Source organism: Rhizobium pantanalense, assembly GCF_030182525.1.
Classification (GTDB): domain Bacteria; phylum Pseudomonadota; class Alphaproteobacteria; order Rhizobiales; family Rhizobiaceae; genus Rhizobium.
Genome location: NZ_JAQJCH010000015.1, coordinates 19,190 through 36,529, shown reverse-complemented (window position 1 = coordinate 36,529; position 17,340 = coordinate 19,190). Strand labels below are relative to the sequence as shown.

Below are 17,340 nucleotides of genomic sequence, written 5' to 3'. Positions count from 1 at the left end.
GGATTACTGCCCAATCCTCCAGAAGCCGCGCGGTTTCGCCTTGCTGCCCTCCTGCTCGCATGCGATGGTCAGGTTCATGGAAATACTGACCAAAATCTCTGCAGTAATTGCCCGGCACGCCCCGAAGGATGGCTTCCACGCCACCCCCATCGAACGGGTGACGCTTGCTCGATCCTCCACGGTAACGATGCCGATGCCGAACGTATATCGGCCGCAATTATGCTTTGTCGCACAGGGGCAAAAGGAAATCACTCTGGGTGACCGCGTATTCAGATATGCGCCGGGCCGCTATGGGATCGTGACTTACGATCTGCCGGCGACAGGCCAAGTGGTCGAGGCGACACCCGACAGGCCCTATCTCTGCCTGTTCCTCGATTTCGATCCAGTCATGCTGGGACAGCTGGCATTGCATGTGTCGCCACCGCCGGGAGCGCCCGCTCGGCCCACAGGCAAGACGGTGTCCGACGCCGACGCCAGTCTGCTCGATGCGGTGCTGCGCCTGCTGCTTCTGCTCGATGAACCGGCAGCATTGCCCGTACTCGGGCCATTGATCGAGCAGGAAATTCTCTATCGGCTGCTCGCCGGCCCGGATGGTGCCAGGATGCGCCAGATCACCTCCGGTCAGGGGCGGGTGGCGCAGGTTGGCCGCGCCATCGCGTGGATCGGGCTGAACTTCCGGGAACGGTTCAGCATCGAGCGGCTTGCTGCGGAAGTCGGCATGAGTCCGTCGAGCCTGCACGAGCATTTTCGCGCCGTGACGGCGATGACGCCGCTGCAATTCCAGAAGCAGCTAAGGCTCCAGGACGCGCGCAGCCTGATGCTGGTCCAGGACATCGACGTCACGACGGCCGCCTTCCGCGTGGGTTACGAAAGCCCGTCACAGTTCACTCGCGAATATCGGCGCCACTTTGGAGAACCGCCGGCACGCGACATAGCTCGCTTGCGCGCTTCGCCGCGCTTGGTAGGGGTAGCTTGAATTCAGCTTTCGGGGGTATTGACGGTCAGCCCAAATATCGCCCGCGTCGAAGACGCGGCTGGGGAATGACGGAGTCGAGAGGTCGACGCCGTCGGAGACGATGTCTTGTACACTGAAGGGGTATTCCGCGAAGCAGGGCCGGTGCTCTTAAAGCCGTTATTCCAGTTGCTCTCGGGCGAAGCTTATCAAGCTTTCAACGTGGCCAGCGACCGCAAGACGTGTCTGCTGGAGATCGCCGCGTTCGAGCGCATCAATGATAAACAGATGTTCCGTCGAGTCCGGCTTTAGCCGGTCTTTCAACCGATCGATTTCGAACAGGCGTGTCGTGGCCCGCAGCTCGCGCAGCACCTTCGCCATGACGGCATTGGCGCAATAATCGATGATGAGGTTGTGCAGATTATCATCCGATACCCAATGGGCATCGGTGTGGTAGGCCGTCGCGTCGAGTAGGTCGTTGATTTCACGCCTGACCGCAATCAGCTGTCGCCGCGGGATGTTGGGGATCGCTAGCACGGCCGCTTCGGGTTCGATTAAAAGTCTCAATCGCAGGCTTTGCAGATATTCGCCGATATCGACCCGGCGAACGACGTAGTTGCGGCCGTCACCCTTGCGGACCGAGCCTTCGCCTTCCAGTCGCTGCAGGGCTTCGCGCAAGGGGGTACGAGAGATGCCCAGGGCTTCGGCAAGCTTGGCTTCGACGATGACCTGGCCACCTTTCAGCCGGCGATGACGGATCATGTCCGACACCGCCTTATATGCGAGCGAGGCGAGATTGTGCTGTCCGCTGGTCGAAGTGGCATCCTGCATGGCTAAAATGTCGCTCACCTTTTCCTCGATCTCCGCCTCGCCGGCATCTTTGGCAACGGCCGGCTTTCCTTGGCGCAATTGGTGTTACATATGATAGCCGAACTCATGAAGAAGCAAAAAGGGGACTCATGGACGACCGGATGGACGATGCGGCCGAGGAAAGCCTTGCTGAGGAAACCTATCGGCTGCTTCTGGCGGAAATTCTCTCGGCTCGGCTTGCGGGTGGATCGGTGGTGCAGCAAAGGCGGCTGGCGACCCGATATGAGGTATCCCGGTCTCCGATGCGCCATGCTCTAGGTCGTCTTGAAGGCGAGGGGCTGCTTGTTCGGAACGACAAGGGCGTGTTGTGTGTCCGTGTCATCTCCCTGAAGGACTATCTCGACAGTCTTGCGATGCGGATGCTGCTGGAACCGAGTGCGGCGGCTGCAGCGGTGGGGCGCATGCCGGCGGCGACACTGCATTCGCTGCAAGCCATGCTCGATGCGATCGAGGTCGATGCCGAACCGGATCCGGAATTTGTCTGGCAATTCGACGACGCCTTGCACTTGTCGATCGCCGATGCGAGCGGCAATGGTTTCATGGCCGCCACGATCGGGGAAATGCGCCGCTATACCACGATCTTTGAACGGCAGATGTCCGTCGTCCGGGCAAAACCCGGCGTTGCCGAACATCGCGGCATCCTTGCCGCCTTGGCGGATAGCGATCCTGAGGCCGCACGTCAGGCGATGACGCGTCATCTCGAGGCGGTTCGTCAAGGCGTTCTCACAAATTTCTGACGGCAATCGAGTCATCTCTTGCATCGATAGGAAAGTGTTGTATAAAACTGGGATCCCAGATGAATGCAAGTGTCTGGGCATAACAAAAATAACTCCAGAGGTCAGCATGTTTCGATTTTCAATGTCACGCGGCCTGCTCGCCGTTTCGCTTCTATCCCTGACGGCATCAGCCGCTCTTGCCCAGTCCTGCACGCCGAAGGTCGCGGCAGGTGATCTGATTAACCCCGGCAAGCTCGTCATGTCGACGAACCCGACGCTGCCACCCCTGCAATTCGTCGATTCCAGCGGCGACTTGAAGGGCATGCGCATCGAACTTGGCACCGAGATTGCCAAACGCCTTTGCCTTGAGGCCGAATATATTCGCATCGAGTTCTCGGCCATGGTGCCGGGCCTGCAATCCGGGCGATGGGATATGATCGACACCGGCATCTTCTTCACAGAGGAACGCGCCAAGATCATGCAGATGATCCCCTACGAGGATCAGGCGATCAGCGTGTCCGTCGCGCCGGGTTACGACAAGAAGATCATCGGCAAGGACGATCTGGCCGGCATGACAATCGGCGTCGAAATCGGCGGTTTCGAGGAAACCAAGACGCGGCTGCTCGACAAGGAGCTGCGCGATGCGGGCAAGCTGGGCCTGACGATCCAGACCTTCGACAATTTCGCCCTCGCTTATCAGGCGCTTCGCGCCGGCCAGGTTCAAGGTGTGGTCTCGATCGACGCCGTTGCCAAGGACTACGATGCGCGCGGCGACTTCAAGCGCGCCCTGAGCGGCCTCTATCCTGCCCCTGTCGCTCTTGCCTTCAAAAGCTCCAAGCTTGCCGATGCCGTTTCTGCGACGCTGAAGGAGATGAAGGCCGATGGTTCGCTGAAGAGTGGCGCCGGGGTGGGCCGCCCGCTTCGAACGGAAGGTTACGCTCATGCAGCTCTGGAGCTGGTCGGGTTTCTTTGGATACCTCTTCAACCCCTTCATTCTCGGGGGTGTCTTCACCACCATATGGCTGACGGTCGTCTCGCTGAGCGCCGGCTTGATCCTGGGGTTTGCCCTGGCATTGATGCGGCGTTCGCGGGCACGCTTGGTTCAGCTGGTTGCCAAAGCCTATATCTGGCTGTTTCGCGGCACGCCCTTGCTGGTCCAACTGATCGCCATCTATACGGCATTGCCGCAGTTCGGCATCCGCTTTTCGGTCGTCGAGGCAGCGCTGATCGGGCTTGCGCTCAATGAGGCGGCCTACCTCGCGGAGATTATTCGTGCGGGCATCGAAGCCGTACCTGAAGGACAGGCGAGAGCCGCCAGGGCGCTCGGCATGACCGAGCGGCAGATCATGCGCCATATCGTCATGCCGCAGGCATTCAAGGTGATCATTCCGCCGCTCGGAAATTCGGTCAACGGCCTTCTCAAAACGACCTCGGTGACCTCGGTCATCTCGATGGAAGAACTGTTGCGCCGCACCCAGGTCCTCATCCAGGAACGCTTCATGGTGCTGGAGCTCTTTTCGGTTGCGGCCATCTACTACCTCCTTTTGACCACGCTCTGGGATTTTTTCCAGCGCCATATCGAGAAACGCTTCGGTCAGGCAGATTCCCGACTGTCGATGACGGAAAAGCGCTAAAACCAGGATAATCGACATGACCAAGAAATTTCGCGGTGTCTACACCGTGATGATCACGCCGCTGGATGAGCATGGCGCGGTAGATCTGAAGGCTCTCGCCGCCTTCACCGACTGGCAGGTCCGCCAGGGCATCCACGGGCTGATACCCTTGGGATCGACAGGGGAGTTTCTCTCGCTCAGCGAGGAAGAGCGCGATGGCGTCGCAAGGACGGTCATCGAAACCGTGGCCGGCCGTGTGCCGGTCCTGATTGGTGCCGGTGCGGAGGACACGCGCGAATGCGTTCGTCTTAGCCGCAAGGCGGAAGCGATGGGCGCCGATGGCGTCATGACTATTCCGCCTTTCTATTCGACCCCGACCGACGACGAACTGGTGCATCATTATCGCACCATCGCGTCAGCGATCTCCATTCCGATCATGATCTACAACAATCCCGCAACGGCCAATGTCGACTTGAAGCCGGAGCTCGTCGCGCGCATCGCTGAAATCGACGGCTGCGACTACATCAAGGAGTCGACGCTGGAGGTGACGCGCGTGCGTGACATCATCCGGCTTGCGGGCGACAATATGACGGTCTTTGGCGGCATTCTTGGCTTCGAATCCTTCGTCATGGGTGCGCAGGGTTGGGTGGCGGTCGCCTCCAATATTGCTCCAGGACCGATGGCGCGCATTTTCGAGCTTGTGGCCGACGAAAAGAAGATCGACGAGGCCCGCGCACTCTATCTGCATTGGCTGCCGATCATTCAGGCCGTCGGGGGGCAGGCCTATGTCGCCGGTTCGAAGTCGTTGTTGCGGCACATGGGGTTTGGCGCCGGTGCACCGCGTCCGCCGCGTCTGCCTTTACCTGCCGAACAGGATGCAGCCATGAAAAAACTGGTTCAGGATTTCGGCCTGAAATTCCACGCCTGAGGATGCCGCCCGTGTCACCCGCTCCTCGATCCGCAACGGAGTCCACCATCGAATTCGTTGTCGATGGACGTTCTCTTCATGCCGAGCGTGGCATGACGATTGCCGCGGCGATCGAGGCAAGTGGGCAGCACGGTTTCTCGCGCGGATTGAAAGGTGAGGCGCGTGGGCTTTTTTGCGGCATGGGCGCTTGTCATGATTGTCTCGTGACCGTCGACGGCAAGGTCAGTCAGCGCGCCTGCATGACAGCCGTTACGGCCGGCATGAACGTCCACACGCCATCTTCGCGGCCGGCTATCGCGTCCGGGGAAATTGCCGATGTCTGTGCCGTCCCCGAGTCGATCGCAACTATCGAGATGGATTTGCTGGTCATCGGCGCCGGGCCAGCCGGCCTTGTCGCTGCAGAAGCGGCTGCAAGCGCCGGTGCGAAGGTTACGGTCGTCGATGAACGCAGGATTGCCGGCGGCCAATACTATAAGCAGCCTGCGACGTCGTCTGCTGTGGCCCAGCTGAAACATGATGCACAGGCCCGTGAAGGACTGGATCTGATCCGAACTGCCGGAGAGGCCGGAGTGACCCTGATCGGCGAAACGGTCGTCTGGGGTGCTGAAAACGGCGAAGGCGGCGCCATCATTGCCTGCTACAACCCCTCGGGCGCATTCTATTGCAAGCCTCGCATGATCGTGATCGCAACCGGTGCCTACGAGCGGCCGTACCCGGTGCCGGGCTGGACGCATGCAGGCGTCATGACCACAGGGGCAGCGCAAACACTCCTTAGAAGCTACGGCACAGTGCCTCGCGGCAGGATCCTCATCGCCGGCAACGGTCCCCTCAATATCCAGGTTGCCAATGAGATCCGCAGGGCGGGCGGCACGGTGATGGCATTGGTCGAAGCTGCAGCGTCGCCATGGTCGAAGCCTTTCGAGGCCTTGAGTTTATTGAAGCTCGGTGGTGGCCTTGCCGTCTACGGCGCACGTCAGCTTGCGGCTTTGCAGGCGGCCGGCATCTCGCTCCATTGGCAAAGCAAGATCACGTCAATCCATGGTTCCACGCACGTCGAGGCCGTCACAATATCCGGCCCAACGGGTGACAGGAAGCTGGATGCCGATACCGTCCTTATCGGCGGCGGCTTTGCTTCCTCGAATGAGCTTTCCCGTCTTCTCGGCTGCGGTCACGAGGTTGCCGGCGGCGAGCTGGTGGTTACGAGTGGTGATGATGGCGAGACCACGCTTTCTCATATTCATGTCATTGGCGAAGCCGCGCGTTTCGGCGGCGCTCATATCGCCAGGGCGCAAGGCCGGCTGGCCGGACTTGCGGTCGCGCGCAAACTGGATCTTGGCGGCACATCTGATCGTGGAGCCGAACGCAGGCTTGCCCGCCATCGCGCCTTCCAGGCCAGTCTCTGGAAGGCTTTCAAGCCGGCAACCGTTGATCGAGGCGAGGCGCTTGCCGACGAGACGATCATCTGTCGCTGTGAAGGCGTTACGGCCGGTACCCTAAAGGCGATCATTGCAAAAGGCGCAGCGGATATCGCGACGTTGAAGCGACTTTCGCGTGCTGGCATGGGGCGCTGCCAAAACCGCTACTGTGGTCATGTGCTCGCTAAGATCGCAGATGAGAGGCACAGCACTCGGGAAACCCAAGGGTTTCTGGCGCCGCAAATGCCACTGCGCCCCATTCCTCTGGCCGCCCTTGCCGTTGAAAAACCCGAATGGGGAGGACACAAGCGCGCCATGCTGCCCGCGAAGCAGCCATTGCAGTCGGCCGAGCCTCTGCCGTTCTCGCAAACGTCGACCTTGGTGATCGGGGCGGGGATCGCCGGTCTGTCGACCGCGCTTTTTCTTGCAGGCGAAGGCGAGGAGGTTGCGGTTGTCGAACGCGCCTTTGCCAATTCGCTTGCCTCAGGAGGCAATGCCGGCAGCCTGCATGCGCAGCTTCTATCCTTCGACCATGGCGTACGCGCCGAAGGCGGCGGTGGGCCAGCGGCGCAAACGCTGCCTCTGCAGCGCGATTCCATCGCACTCTGGGACGCCTTGCAGCAGGAGCTTGGTCGCGATTTCGAGATGAAGGTAACCGGTGGCCTGATGGTTGCCGAGACCGAGGCGCACATGCGTTTTCTTGCCGAAAAGGTCGCCGTCGAGCAGCGCGCTGGCATTGACTGCCGGCTGATCGGTCGCGAGGAATTGCGCGCTGTGGAGCCGGGGTTAGCGCCGGCCTTCCTTGGCGCGGCCTATTGCCCGCAGGAAGGCAAGATCAATCCGCTCGTTGCGACCCAACATATCCTCGAGGCCGCGCGCGCAAAGGGAGCCCGCATCATCGAGAAATGCGAGGTTGTCGCCATCGCCGCCGTTGCGTCCGGTTTCGAGGTGCGGACATCGCGCGGCATGATCAGGGCGAAACGCATCGTCAATGCGGCCGGTGCCTTTTCTTCACGCATCGGCACCATGCTCGGGCTCGATATTCCCGTATTCGGCGCGCCGCTGCAGATGGTCGTCACCGAGGCTGCCGCCCCTTTGATTTCCTGTCTTGTCGCTCATGCCGATCGCCATCTGACATTGAAGCAGGCCGCCAACGGCAATTTCATCATCGGCGGCGGCTGGACGGCTGGTCTTGATCCGGTACATCAGCACCCCCGGCCGCTGCTGTCGAGCCTCGAGGGCAATCTCTGGGTGGCCCAGCATGTGGTTCCGGCATTGCGTAAGCTGCATATCATTCGTAGCTGGGCCGCCATGAACATCAATATAGATGGCGCGCCAATCCTCGGCGAGCATCCCCAGCAGGCCGGCTTCTTCAATGTCGTAACATCCAACGGCTATACGCTCGGTCCGCTTGTCGGCCAACTCACCGCGCAGCTCATCCTGGGTCGGGAGACTGGGCGGGCGCTGCAAGCCTTTTCCATAACTCGCTTCGCGAAAGGCCGCTCATGATCGAGATCAATGGCGTCTCTAAATTCTACGGCACCTATCCGGTTCTGAAGAACTGTACTGTTCAGGTGGTTCGGGGCGAGATCGTGGTGGTCTGTGGACCATCTGGCTCAGGCAAGTCGACCTTGATCAAGTGCGTCAATGGTCTCGAACCCTTCCAGGAAGGTTCAATCCGTGTCCACGGGATCGAGGTAGGCGATCCGAAAACGGATCTGCCGAACTTGCGCACGCGCGTCGGTATGGTCTTTCAGAATTTCGAGCTCTTTGCTCATCTCACCATCCTGGATAACATCATGCTGGCGCAGAAGATCGTGCTTGGGCGCAGTCCCGTCATGGCGGAAGCCAAGGCCATGCAACTACTCGATCGCGTCGGTTTGGCCGACCAAGCGAGAAAATTCCCGAGCCAGCTTTCAGGCGGCCAGCAGCAGCGCGTGGCCATTGCGCGCGCACTCGCCATGGACCCTCTCGCCATGCTGTTCGACGAGCCGACATCAGCGCTCGATCCGGAAATGGTGTCGGAAGTGCTTGATGTCATGACCGGCCTCGCAAGAGACGGAATGACCATGATGGTGGTGACGCATGAGATGGGCTTTGCTCGCCGCGTAGCTACACGCGTGATCTTCATCGATCAGGGCGAGATCATCGAAGATCGGCCCAGCGAAGAGTTCTTCACCGGCAGTCACAATCCGAGGACGGAAGCCTTTCTCGGCAAGATTCTGCGGCATTGATGGACGCTCGGCTGCTACGAGCAACGCACAAGTATCATGCAACTGGATAAATCGAAATTTTGGATAACGACAAAGAGAGAGTGGAATGAAGCTGAGAATTACCGCCGGCCCTTTCGAATTCGATGCGGTGCTGGAAACGGCGAAGGCACCAAAGACCTGCGAGGCGTTTCTGAAAGAGATGCCCTTCGAAGGCAAGATCGTCCATGTGCGCTGGTCGGGTGAGGGTGTATGGATTCCGCTCGGAGAGCGGGATTTTGGTGTCCCTTACGAAAATCATACCAGTCACCCCGCTCCCGGCCACATCATCCTTTATCCGGGCGGCATCAGTGAAACGGAAATCCTGCTTGCCTATGGCGGCGTCGATTTCTCGTCAAAGATGGGACAGCTCGCTGGAAACCACTTCATTACGCTCACCTCCAATCTGGACCAGCTGCCTGCGCTGGGGCAGTTGGTCCTGTGGGAAGGAGCGCAGGACATCAGATTCGAAGCGGCCTATGCATAACTTGAGGCAGGCGGCTATCGTTGTGACCAAATTGGCTTCGAAGCACTGATCTGCGATCATATGTCGAGGCTGCAATTCATGCAGATCTGCGTGGGCAGGCGGCTAACATCCTGCCCACGCGGATTTCCTACAGTTTGGAGTAAGGCCTCCGGCCAACCCGGCTCCTGATGTCGTTTGACAAGTTCTTCATAACCCCCGTCAATCGACTGACGAATTAAGCTGAAGGCGCCTTCGACCTAATTCTGTTCGATGCAGATACCCACTTCGGGTGTCCTTGTGCGGCGCGACCCGGACGATCAGCAAGGTAAGCAGCAATCCGAGAGTATTCGGGAAGCTTTTATCGGGATGAACCATATTCGGGGTTAGATCCCAGATTTGATGTCGGCTACCATCGCCTGCCAGCCACGAGCGACAGCTCCGGCGCATGCATCTTCGATGCGATCAAGCATGGCATGTAGCGCCTCGCGCTCACGAACCGACAGGCTTTCGAGGATACGTGCTTCCATTGCCTGACCGATGGACACGATCTCCTCGAGTACCTTGTAGCCTTCGGGTGTGAGTTCGATCGCCGAAAATCGGCGGTCGCCGGCACCGGCATTGCGCCGGGCAAAGCCTAGCGAGACCAATTGCGCAATACCGCGGCTTACGGCGAATTGATCAAGTGCTCCGGCATGGCAGATTTCCTTGCTCGAAAGCCCCGGGCGGCTGCCGGCGATGGCGAGAATTCGCCATGACGCCTGGGACAGGCCATATCGTGGCCCGTAGTAGGACGCGAGCAACTCGGCAGTGCTGCTCGCCACCAGAAACATGCGGTAGGGTACCCAGCGATCGAGCCGAAAGGCTGGCTTCACCGCCGTCCCATCCTCGCATTCCTCCGTCGCCTTATTATCGGTTTTGTCGTTTTTTAATTGCATATTGCAGATATATTCCAGCCATGTTCCGAAAACAAGCCGCGGATGATCGCGGCGGAAATCAAGCGAGCAACAGCCTGTCTTCGGCAATTTCGCCGCCGCTTACCGCTCCAAACAGGGCAATCAGGTCCGGCACATCGTAGCCAACCCGTTCATCCCCTGCGACGTCAAGCACGATGCGTCCACCGCTCATCATGATGGTGCGCTCGCCATAATCGAGAGCATGGCGCATGCTGTGCGTGACCATCAGTGTGGTGAGGCGCTGACGTTCGCTGATTTCAGCCGAAAGTGCCAGGATGCGGGACGCCGCCTTGGGATCGAGCGCTGCCGTATGTTCGTCGAGAAGAAGTAGTTTCATGGGCAGCAATGTCGCCATCAACAGGCTTACCGCCTGCCGCTGGCCGCCTGAAAGCGTGCCAATCCCCGCCTTAAGCTTCGTTTCAAGTCCGAGACCAAGGCTGGCAAGCTGTTCTTCAAACCGGGCGCGCCCAACCCGTCCCCCAAGAGCAAGGGACAGTCCGCGCCGTCCGGCGCGCGCGGAAGCGAGCGCGAGATTTTCCTCAACCGTAAGAGCCTCGCAGGTTCCGACCCGAGGGTCCTGGAAGACGCGGCCGATGAATCGCGCCCGTGCCTGGGTCGGCAAGCGCGTAACGTCGACGCCGTCGATGACGATCCGGCCCCGATCGGGCGAAATAGCGCCGGCAATGGCCGAAAGGAGCGTCGATTTTCCGGCACCGTTGCTGCCGATCACCGTTACGAACTGCCCCTTGGGGATGGCCAGCGATACGCCGCGCAGTGCGGCCACCTCGAGAGCTGTCCCCGGGTTGAACGTGACCGATATCGTGTCGAGATTCAGCATCATGAAGCAGCTCCTTCTGCTTTCGATGGCTCAGGCAGCCGGGTACGCCTTATGGAGGGCAGCTTTTTCAGCCGCGTTTTCGAAATCATCACGGCGACGGTGACCACCAATGCGGTTACCAGATTGAGATCCTGTGCCTGGATTCCGATCATGCCGCCGTCGAGCGCCAGGGCAATGACCAGGCGGTAGATCAATGCACCGAGGATACAGCCGAGCGTGGCTCGTGCGACCGATCCTGCACCGACGACCGTCTCGCCGATAATGACTGCGGCAAGACCGGTGACGATCGTGCCGAGACCCATCGAGACATCGGCAACGCCCTGGCTTTCGGCATAAAGCGCCCCGGCAAGCCCGACGAGGCCGTTGGCGAGGGCCATGCCGAGCATGACCATGCGGCCGTTGTCGACGGCCTGTGCCTCGGCCATCCTCGGGCTGGCGCCGGTCACACGCAAGGCCAGACCCATTTGCGTGGCAAGGAACCAGTCTACGAACATCTTTGCGGCCAATACGATACAGAGGAGCAATACCGTATTGGCCCAGACCCCAAGCGCTGCGATTCCGTCGATCCAGGAAAAGATGGTATCGGTCCCATAAAGCGAAACATTCGGCTTACCCATGACGCGCAGATTTATCGAGAACAATGCGACCATGGTCAGGATCCCTGCGAGAAGGTTCATGATCTTCAGCCGGACCGACAGGAACGCCGTGACGAAGCCTGCAGACGCGCCCGCGGCAAATCCGAGGACCGTTGCGACAATGGGTGGCACGCCGGCCATGATCGTCGACGCAGCTACCGACGCGCCGAGTGGGAAACTGCCGTCGACAGTTAGATCCGGAAAATCGAGCAGCCGGAACGAGAGATAGACGCCAAGGGCTACGAGGGCAAACAGCAAGCCTGCTTCGCAAGCGCCGGAAAGGGCAATTAGGCTCATTGGTCGATCACCTTCGCTGCGCTCTGTGTCATCGCCTCGGAGAGAGTGACGCCCATCTTCTTAGCCGAGGCGAGATTGAGGTAGAGATCCTCGCTGTCCAGCGTTCCGACCGGGATGTCGCCCGGCTTTGCACCGTTCAGGACCTTGGCGGCAATCTCGCCCGTCAGCCGTCCCAGCTTGTAATAATTGAATCCGAGTGCAGCCATCGCACCTCGTTCGACCGAATTGGTGTCGCTGGCGTAGACCGGGATCTTCGCGTCGACGCCGACCTTCACCACGCTTTCCACGGCCGAAACCACCGTGCTGTCGGTCGGCAGGAGGATTACATCGGCCTTGCCGACGAGGCTGCGGGCAGCGTCCGGCACCGCGGCCGATTGTGCCGCCGACGCCTCGACGATACTCATACCGATCTTCGCCGCCTCGGTCTTCATCTCAGCCACTTGCGCAACGGAATTGGCCTCGCCGGCATTATAGAGGACGCCGATCTTCGTTGCCGTCGGCGTCAGTTTATGGATCAGTTCGAAGGTCAGGTTCAGAGGCTGCTTGTCACTGGTTCCGGTGAGCGTGCCGTCCGGCTGAGCAAAGCTTTTGACCAATTTCGCGGCAACAGGATCCGTCACGGCCGAGAACACGATTGGGATTGCTCCTTTGGCTGCGGCCTGGCAGGCCTGGGCCGACGGTGTGGAGATAGCGACGATCACGTCGGGCGATTTGCCGGCAAATGTCTTGGCGATCTGCGTCTGCGTCGGCATGCTTCCTTGAGCGCTTGCAATGTCGAGCGTGACGGTCTTGCCGTCGACGAAGCCGGCATCGGCCAGTGCATCGACGATCCCTTTGCGGGCCGCATCGATGGCCGGATGCTCGACGATATAGGTCAGCGCCACCGTCTTGTTCGCCGCAGTGGTGACCGTGGCGGAGAAAGACAGGAGCAGGGCCGAGAGGGCCAGTGCGTGTACGAAAGCGGTTTTGCGTTTCACCGGAGCAATCTCCTCGTAAGGGTTTTGGCAATGACGGGTCAGGCGGCAAATGGTGACTGTGGGCGCGGAGACACGGGTTCGCCGGCGGAAACCTGCCCGGGTCGCATCAGCATTGGAGGAAGTCGAAGCCTCGAAGGCTGCAGGTCGGCAATGGTGGGCGCACCCATCATTGCCTGAGCGACGTCGAGTTCGGCGGCGATGATGGCAAGGGCTCTGAACGCGGCATCCTCGCCGCCACTCGCCAAAGCATAGAGCGTCGCACGTCCGATCTGCACGGCCGTTGCTCCAAGCGCCAGCGCCTTGGCAACGTCGGTGCCGCTGCGAAAGCCGCTGTCGATCAGGATTGCGAGCCTGCCTCCGACAGCGCTGACGAATTCCGGCAGGATGTCGATACTCGCGACGGCTCCATCGAGCTGCCGGCCGCCGTGATTGCTGACCACGATACCGTCAAGCCCAAGCTCGGCTGCCCGGCTGCCCTGCCTCGGATTGAGCAATCCCTTAAGGATCAGCGGTCCCTTCCAGCGATCCCGTATAAAAGCGATGTCGTCCCAGGACACGGTCGGGTCGAGCTGCTGTTCCATCACCTCGGCAATCGTTCCCGCGGATTTGAGATCGAACTCGGCTTCCATGACTTCCAGACGCGGAGCGCCGGCCTTGGCCATCCGCAAGGCCCACCCGGGATGAGCCGCAAGAGTCAGGAGTTTCCTGGGTGTCCAGCGGAACGGCAGCGAAAAGCCATTCCGGGCATCGCGCAACCGTCTGCCCGGAATGGCGTTGTCGACCGTTATCTCGATTGCTTCGAAGCTCAGTGCTTCGGCCTGTTTCAGCAGCCTGAGGCTCACTTCGCGGTCTCGGAACAGGTAGAGCTGAAACCACTTCCTGCCTTCGCCGGCGGCTGCCACCGCTTTCATGGTCGCGCTGGCCGCTGAGCTCATGACAAAGGGAATTCCCGCTCGTGCGGCAGCCCGGGCCAACGCCTGGTCGCCCGCAGGCCATGCAGCACCCGCCAGCCCGGTCGGTCCGATGATGACCGGCATTGAGAGCGGCTCGCCGAAGAGCGAGATGGCCGCCGAGCGGTGGCCGACATCGACGGGTGCGGAGCCGACGAGACGAATCCGATCCAACGCTGCCCGGTTTTCGCGCAGCGTCAGCTCCGATCCGGCGCCGCCATCGAAGAAGTCAAACACCATTTTCGGCAATGCGCGCCGCGCGGCGGTTCTGAAGTCGGCGATCGATGCCGGACCATGCGGATTGGACATAAATTCTCACTACCTCCCTGGTTTATGGATCCCGCTCATTGAAGAGCGGCGCCTCGGCGAGATTGAAACCTTGCATGGATTCATGATGTTGTGAGGATCAATGGCGCGTTTGATTGCGGCCATGACCCGGATGGCCGGACCATGCTCCGCGACAAGCGCAGCTATTTTGCTGTGGCCTATCCCATGCTCGCCGGTCGACGTTCCGCCGCCTGACCGGAGACCCTGATCCGGCCGCCACTCTCGACTTCGAGATCCTCAAGTTGTTCGGTGGACGGATCGGTCGTGACCAATGAAGCCGGCAGAGCCGACATCTTCGGCAGTCGCTCGGCTGAAATGACCGTTGTCAGCGCCGATTTCCGAGACGCGACGGCCGTCGATGGTCGGGTGGACATTCTGCCCATATCGAGCAAGATCTCGTAGTCCATTATCGCTGGCATGCGCTTTACGGGCACCGTGTGCGGCGGTTTTACGATGAGACGCGGCGAGGAATGGAGACGATCGTCGGTGAGGTGGAGCCTGGGGTGGCACTTTGCTTTCCGGCTTGGATTTTCGATCCGATAATTTGCGCGGCAATGCAGATCGGGGAGCCCCACGTAAACATTGAGGGCCTTGCAGATCTATGTCTATTGCTTGAGAGGCACAGACTCAGGCGAAGCTTCTCAGACGACAACACCGTCGTCCAGGAGGACCGTCATGAGGAAGTCATTCGACCTGATCTTAATGCCCCGCCAGCTCTGCATTCTACTGGACCCGCCCGAGCTGAAGGGGATCAAGGCCACCGAACGAAGCGCAGTCACTCTAAGGTTGGCGCGGCTTCTCATGGAAGCCGCCGGCGCGATAACGGTGGAGAACGGCAATGACTGACGTCGATATTTTGCCGCCTTCGATATTGAAGCGCAAGGCCGTGGTTTATGTTCGCCAATCGTCTCAAGCCCAGGTCCAGCACAACCTTGAGAGCCAGCGGCGGCAGTATGAGCTGGTCGATGAGGCCCGCCGGCGCGGATTCCGAGACGTTGAAGTTATCGATGATGACCTTGGCCGTTCCGCAAGCGGAACGGTCGCTCGCCCAGGATTTGATAAGCTCGTCGCTGGACTATGTGCCGGCAATGTGGGCGCCGTTCTCTGCCTGGATGCGTCGCGTTTGGCTCGCAATGGACGTGACTGGCACCATTTACTTGAGCTCTGCGGGCTGGTTGAGGCAAGGGTCATCGACCTTGAAGGCGTGTACAATCCTTGCCGCCCGAACGATAGGCTGCTTTTGGGAATGAAGGGCAGCATCAGCGAGTTTGAGCTTGGTATCTTGCGATCAAGGATGCTCGATGCGGCCCGATCCAAGGCCCGGCGCGGTGAACTGCGTATTCCGGTGCCAATCGGCTATATCTGGCACCGGGAAGTTGGCCTCGGTTTTGACCCTGACCTTCGGGTTCAAGAAGCCGTTCATCAGATATTCGAGCGCTTTCGCCAACTGGGAAGTGGTCGCCAGGTCTACCGCGCCCTCAGCGCGGAGCGAGTTCACTTCCCCCGCCCATCCGACGGCAAGCGATCAGTGTCGTTTGATTGGACGCCGATCCGCTATCGTAACGTCATTTCAGTTTTGAAGAACCCATTTTATGCGGGAGCCTATGCCTACGGCAAGACTGAGAAACGGACTGAGATTATCGGCGGTCGCGCCCACAAAACCTATAAACATCCTCGCGCGCTGAGTGATTGCGAGATTCTTCTAAAAGGCCACCACGAGGGTTACATCGATTGGCCCGAGTACGAGCGCAACCAGAAGCAGCTTTCCCTCAACGATTTCGGCCGTCGGGGCGGCCCGAAGTCCGGTAGAGGTGGGCGATCCTTACTGATTGGATTAATGGCTTGCGGTCGATGCGGACGCCGCTTGAAGGTTGGGTATAGGGGGCGCTATCCTTACCCCATCTACCAATGCTTCGGTGCAGATGTCCACAACTCGACGCGCTGTATGAGTTTTGCGGGGCAACGTACCGATAGAGCAATCGCTTCGGAGCTCATCCGTGCCGTCGAGCCCATGGCGGTCGAAGCGGCGCTTAAGGCGGAGAGGATGTACATGGAAGGTCAGGCAGAGCAACAGCGGATGATCGAGCTGGAGCTTCAGCAAGCCCGGTATGATGCCTCCTTAGCCGAGCGCCGTTATGCAGCCTGCGATCCAGATAATCGTCTGATCGCCGCGACGCTTGAGAAGAACTGGGAGGCGACCCTACGCCGCGTTCAAGAGTGCGAAGCCCGGCTGAGCGCCACAAAGGCCACCAACGCCGACAAGACCGTTCCAGATTTTGCCGGTCTCGCCGACGATCTGCAAGCGGCTTGGGCAAGTCCGCAAGTGACGATGCGCACCCGCCAGCAGTTGCTTCGCTCCATGGTCAACGAGATCACGGCCAATATTGATGACGTTGCCCATGAGATTGTTCTGACTATCCATTGGAAGGGCGGTCAGCACTCGCAGGTTCGACTGCACAAACCCAGTTCCGGAGAACATGAATGCCGCACGTCCGATGACGCTATCGCCGTGATTACCAGCATGGCTACTCGATGGTCGGACGAGGACATCGCCGCAACGCTGAACAGAATGCGGATGCCGACGGCACAAGGCAAGACTTGGACCGCCAAGCGCGTGAGTTCCATAAGGCGCGTACGCGACATCCACGCCTATCGTTCGGCGGAAAAGGACGGCACGTGGCTCACTCTGCGTGAGGCCGCTCAACACTGCGGGGTCACAAGCCATCGGATCCGGCGCTTGATCGAGGCTAAAATCCTTCCGGCAGAGCAGGTCGTGCCCGGCGCTCCTTACCAAATCCTCGCCGCCGATCTTAACTCTGACGCCGTCGTTCGTGCGATGGGGCGTAACGGCGGCCCGTGTCACCTCGAAACGCAAAATCAAATCCCAATGTTTCCAAATACTTGAGAAGGAGGCGTATAATGAATCAGACATCGTGGGCTGTAGGAAGTTGCGCATGGCGGCGACATCGTCAAGCCAAGCATCGGGAAAGAGATGAAGTGCATCGCGGCAGGTCGCCAAGCGAGGCCCGGAGAAGACGATGTCAGCTTTAATCGGTGTCGAGGACATATACATGAACATATGCCTTCCAAAATTGTTGCGGTTCGGAAATCTCCCTAGATTCTAGTTATGCGGGCAATCGCGGTGCGATTTACC

At 59.8% G+C, this 17,340-nt stretch carries 16 protein-coding genes and 2 pseudogenes; 10 read left to right on the top strand and 8 right to left on the bottom strand.

Annotated elements, in window-relative coordinates; all coding sequences use genetic code 11:
- Positions 1-76 precede the first annotated feature (76 nt).
- A complete protein-coding gene (locus PH558_RS29580; protein ID WP_095437717.1) occupies positions 77-976 on the top strand; it encodes an AraC family transcriptional regulator in 900 nt (299 codons plus the stop codon).
- Between the two features lie 156 nt (positions 977-1,132).
- Here PH558_RS29580 and PH558_RS29575 read toward each other — a convergent pair whose 3' ends face one another.
- Positions 1,133-1,783, bottom strand: a complete 651-nt coding sequence (locus tag PH558_RS29575; RefSeq protein WP_113407265.1) for a GntR family transcriptional regulator — start codon at positions 1,781-1,783, stop codon at positions 1,133-1,135.
- Positions 1,784-1,911: 128 nt separating this feature from the next.
- On the opposite strand from PH558_RS29575, the gene PH558_RS29570 reads away from it, so the two are divergent.
- The 7 genes and pseudogenes from PH558_RS29570 to PH558_RS29540 all read left to right on the top strand — a co-directional run bounded on the left by PH558_RS29570 (position 1,912) and on the right by PH558_RS29540 (position 9,230).
- Positions 1,912-2,559: a GntR family transcriptional regulator gene (locus PH558_RS29570; RefSeq protein ID WP_285208010.1), complete on the top strand. Its 648-nt coding sequence runs from the start codon at positions 1,912-1,914 to the stop codon at positions 2,557-2,559.
- Positions 2,560-2,665: 106 nt separating this feature from the next.
- Positions 2,666-3,436 (top strand): annotated as a pseudogene (locus PH558_RS29565) (ABC transporter substrate-binding protein); the annotation flags it as partial.
- Positions 3,437-3,479: 43 nt separating this feature from the next.
- On the top strand, positions 3,480-4,172 hold the full coding sequence (locus PH558_RS29560; protein WP_113407264.1) for an amino acid ABC transporter permease: 693 nt from the start codon (positions 3,480-3,482) through the stop codon (positions 4,170-4,172).
- 16 nt (positions 4,173-4,188) lie between these two features.
- Positions 4,189-5,079 carry a 4-hydroxy-tetrahydrodipicolinate synthase gene (dapA, locus tag PH558_RS29555; RefSeq protein ID WP_285208009.1) on the top strand — a complete coding sequence of 297 codons (891 nt, stop codon included), beginning with the start codon at positions 4,189-4,191 and terminating at the stop codon, positions 5,077-5,079.
- 2 nt (positions 5,080-5,081) lie between these two features.
- Positions 5,082-8,003 carry an FAD-dependent oxidoreductase gene (locus tag PH558_RS29550; protein ID WP_285208008.1) on the top strand — a complete coding sequence of 974 codons (2,922 nt, stop codon included), beginning with the start codon at positions 5,082-5,084 and terminating at the stop codon, positions 8,001-8,003.
- On the top strand, positions 8,000-8,728 hold the full coding sequence (locus PH558_RS29545; protein WP_095437534.1) for an amino acid ABC transporter ATP-binding protein: 729 nt from the start codon (positions 8,000-8,002) through the stop codon (positions 8,726-8,728). The genes PH558_RS29550 and PH558_RS29545 overlap by 4 nt, the downstream gene beginning before the upstream one ends.
- An 85-nt stretch (positions 8,729-8,813) precedes the next feature.
- Positions 8,814-9,230, top strand: a complete 417-nt coding sequence (locus tag PH558_RS29540; RefSeq protein WP_113407081.1) for a DUF3830 family protein — start codon at positions 8,814-8,816, stop codon at positions 9,228-9,230.
- Between the two features lie 362 nt (positions 9,231-9,592).
- Here PH558_RS29540 and PH558_RS29535 read toward each other — a convergent pair whose 3' ends face one another.
- From PH558_RS29535 to PH558_RS29505, 7 genes and pseudogenes are all read right to left on the bottom strand, one after another.
- Positions 9,593-10,081: a MarR family winged helix-turn-helix transcriptional regulator gene (locus PH558_RS29535; RefSeq protein WP_233789794.1), complete on the bottom strand. Its 489-nt coding sequence runs from the start codon at positions 10,079-10,081 to the stop codon at positions 9,593-9,595.
- 121 nt (positions 10,082-10,202) lie between these two features.
- Entirely contained in the window at positions 10,203-11,000 is a 798-nt protein-coding gene (locus PH558_RS29530) for an ABC transporter ATP-binding protein (RefSeq protein WP_285208087.1), read from the bottom strand.
- Positions 11,000-11,932, bottom strand: coding sequence for an ABC transporter permease (locus PH558_RS29525; protein ID WP_285208007.1), 933 nt, complete (start codon positions 11,930-11,932; stop codon positions 11,000-11,002). The genes PH558_RS29530 and PH558_RS29525 overlap by 1 nt, the downstream gene beginning before the upstream one ends.
- Positions 11,929-12,909 (bottom strand): ABC transporter substrate-binding protein, encoded by a 981-nt coding sequence (locus PH558_RS29520; RefSeq protein ID WP_285208006.1) that lies wholly within the window; start codon positions 12,907-12,909, stop codon positions 11,929-11,931. Before PH558_RS29520 ends, PH558_RS29525 begins: the two co-directional genes overlap by 4 nt.
- A 38-nt stretch (positions 12,910-12,947) precedes the next feature.
- Positions 12,948-14,168, bottom strand: coding sequence for an alpha-hydroxy acid oxidase (locus tag PH558_RS29515; RefSeq protein ID WP_285208005.1), 1,221 nt, complete (start codon positions 14,166-14,168; stop codon positions 12,948-12,950).
- A 9-nt stretch (positions 14,169-14,177) separates the two neighbouring features.
- A pseudogene (locus PH558_RS29510) lies at positions 14,178-14,381 on the bottom strand (FAD-binding oxidoreductase); the annotation flags it as partial.
- On the bottom strand, positions 14,345-14,593 hold the full coding sequence (locus PH558_RS29505; protein ID WP_285208004.1) for a hypothetical protein: 249 nt from the start codon (positions 14,591-14,593) through the stop codon (positions 14,345-14,347). The gene PH558_RS29505 and the pseudogene PH558_RS29510, both read right to left, overlap by 37 nt.
- Before the next feature lie 268 nt (positions 14,594-14,861).
- Between PH558_RS29505 and PH558_RS29500 the strand changes: the two genes are divergently transcribed.
- Together PH558_RS29500 and PH558_RS29495 are read left to right on the top strand one after the other, a co-directional pair.
- Positions 14,862-15,032, top strand: coding sequence for a hypothetical protein (locus tag PH558_RS29500; protein ID WP_285208003.1), 171 nt, complete (start codon positions 14,862-14,864; stop codon positions 15,030-15,032).
- On the top strand, positions 15,025-17,091 hold the full coding sequence (locus tag PH558_RS29495; protein WP_285208002.1) for a recombinase family protein: 2,067 nt from the start codon (positions 15,025-15,027) through the stop codon (positions 17,089-17,091). Before PH558_RS29500 ends, PH558_RS29495 begins: the two co-directional genes overlap by 8 nt.
- Positions 17,092-17,340: the final 249 nt, after the last annotated feature.

Coding starts and splice junctions, on each gene's coding strand:
- PH558_RS29560 (WP_113407264.1), top strand. CDS start 3,480: ATGCAGCTCTGGAGCTGGTCGGGTTTCTTTGGATACCTCTTCAACCCC.
- PH558_RS29575 (WP_113407265.1), bottom strand. CDS start 1,783: ATGCAGGATGCCACTTCGACCAGCGGACAGCACAATCTCGCCTCGCTC.
- dapA (WP_285208009.1), top strand. CDS start 4,189: ATGACCAAGAAATTTCGCGGTGTCTACACCGTGATGATCACGCCGCTG.
- PH558_RS29530 (WP_285208087.1), bottom strand. CDS start 11,000: ATGCTGAATCTCGACACGATATCGGTCACGTTCAACCCGGGGACAGCT.
- PH558_RS29550 (WP_285208008.1), top strand. CDS start 5,082: ATGCCGCCCGTGTCACCCGCTCCTCGATCCGCAACGGAGTCCACCATC.
- PH558_RS29515 (WP_285208005.1), bottom strand. CDS start 14,168: ATGTCCAATCCGCATGGTCCGGCATCGATCGCCGACTTCAGAACCGCC.
- PH558_RS29500 (WP_285208003.1), top strand. CDS start 14,862: ATGAGGAAGTCATTCGACCTGATCTTAATGCCCCGCCAGCTCTGCATT.
- PH558_RS29540 (WP_113407081.1), top strand. CDS start 8,814: ATGAAGCTGAGAATTACCGCCGGCCCTTTCGAATTCGATGCGGTGCTG.
- PH558_RS29545 (WP_095437534.1), top strand. CDS start 8,000: ATGATCGAGATCAATGGCGTCTCTAAATTCTACGGCACCTATCCGGTT.
- PH558_RS29505 (WP_285208004.1), bottom strand. CDS start 14,593: ATGGACTACGAGATCTTGCTCGATATGGGCAGAATGTCCACCCGACCA.
- PH558_RS29580 (WP_095437717.1), top strand. CDS start 77: ATGGAAATACTGACCAAAATCTCTGCAGTAATTGCCCGGCACGCCCCG.
- PH558_RS29495 (WP_285208002.1), top strand. CDS start 15,025: ATGACTGACGTCGATATTTTGCCGCCTTCGATATTGAAGCGCAAGGCC.
- PH558_RS29570 (WP_285208010.1), top strand. CDS start 1,912: ATGGACGACCGGATGGACGATGCGGCCGAGGAAAGCCTTGCTGAGGAA.
- PH558_RS29525 (WP_285208007.1), bottom strand. CDS start 11,932: ATGAGCCTAATTGCCCTTTCCGGCGCTTGCGAAGCAGGCTTGCTGTTT.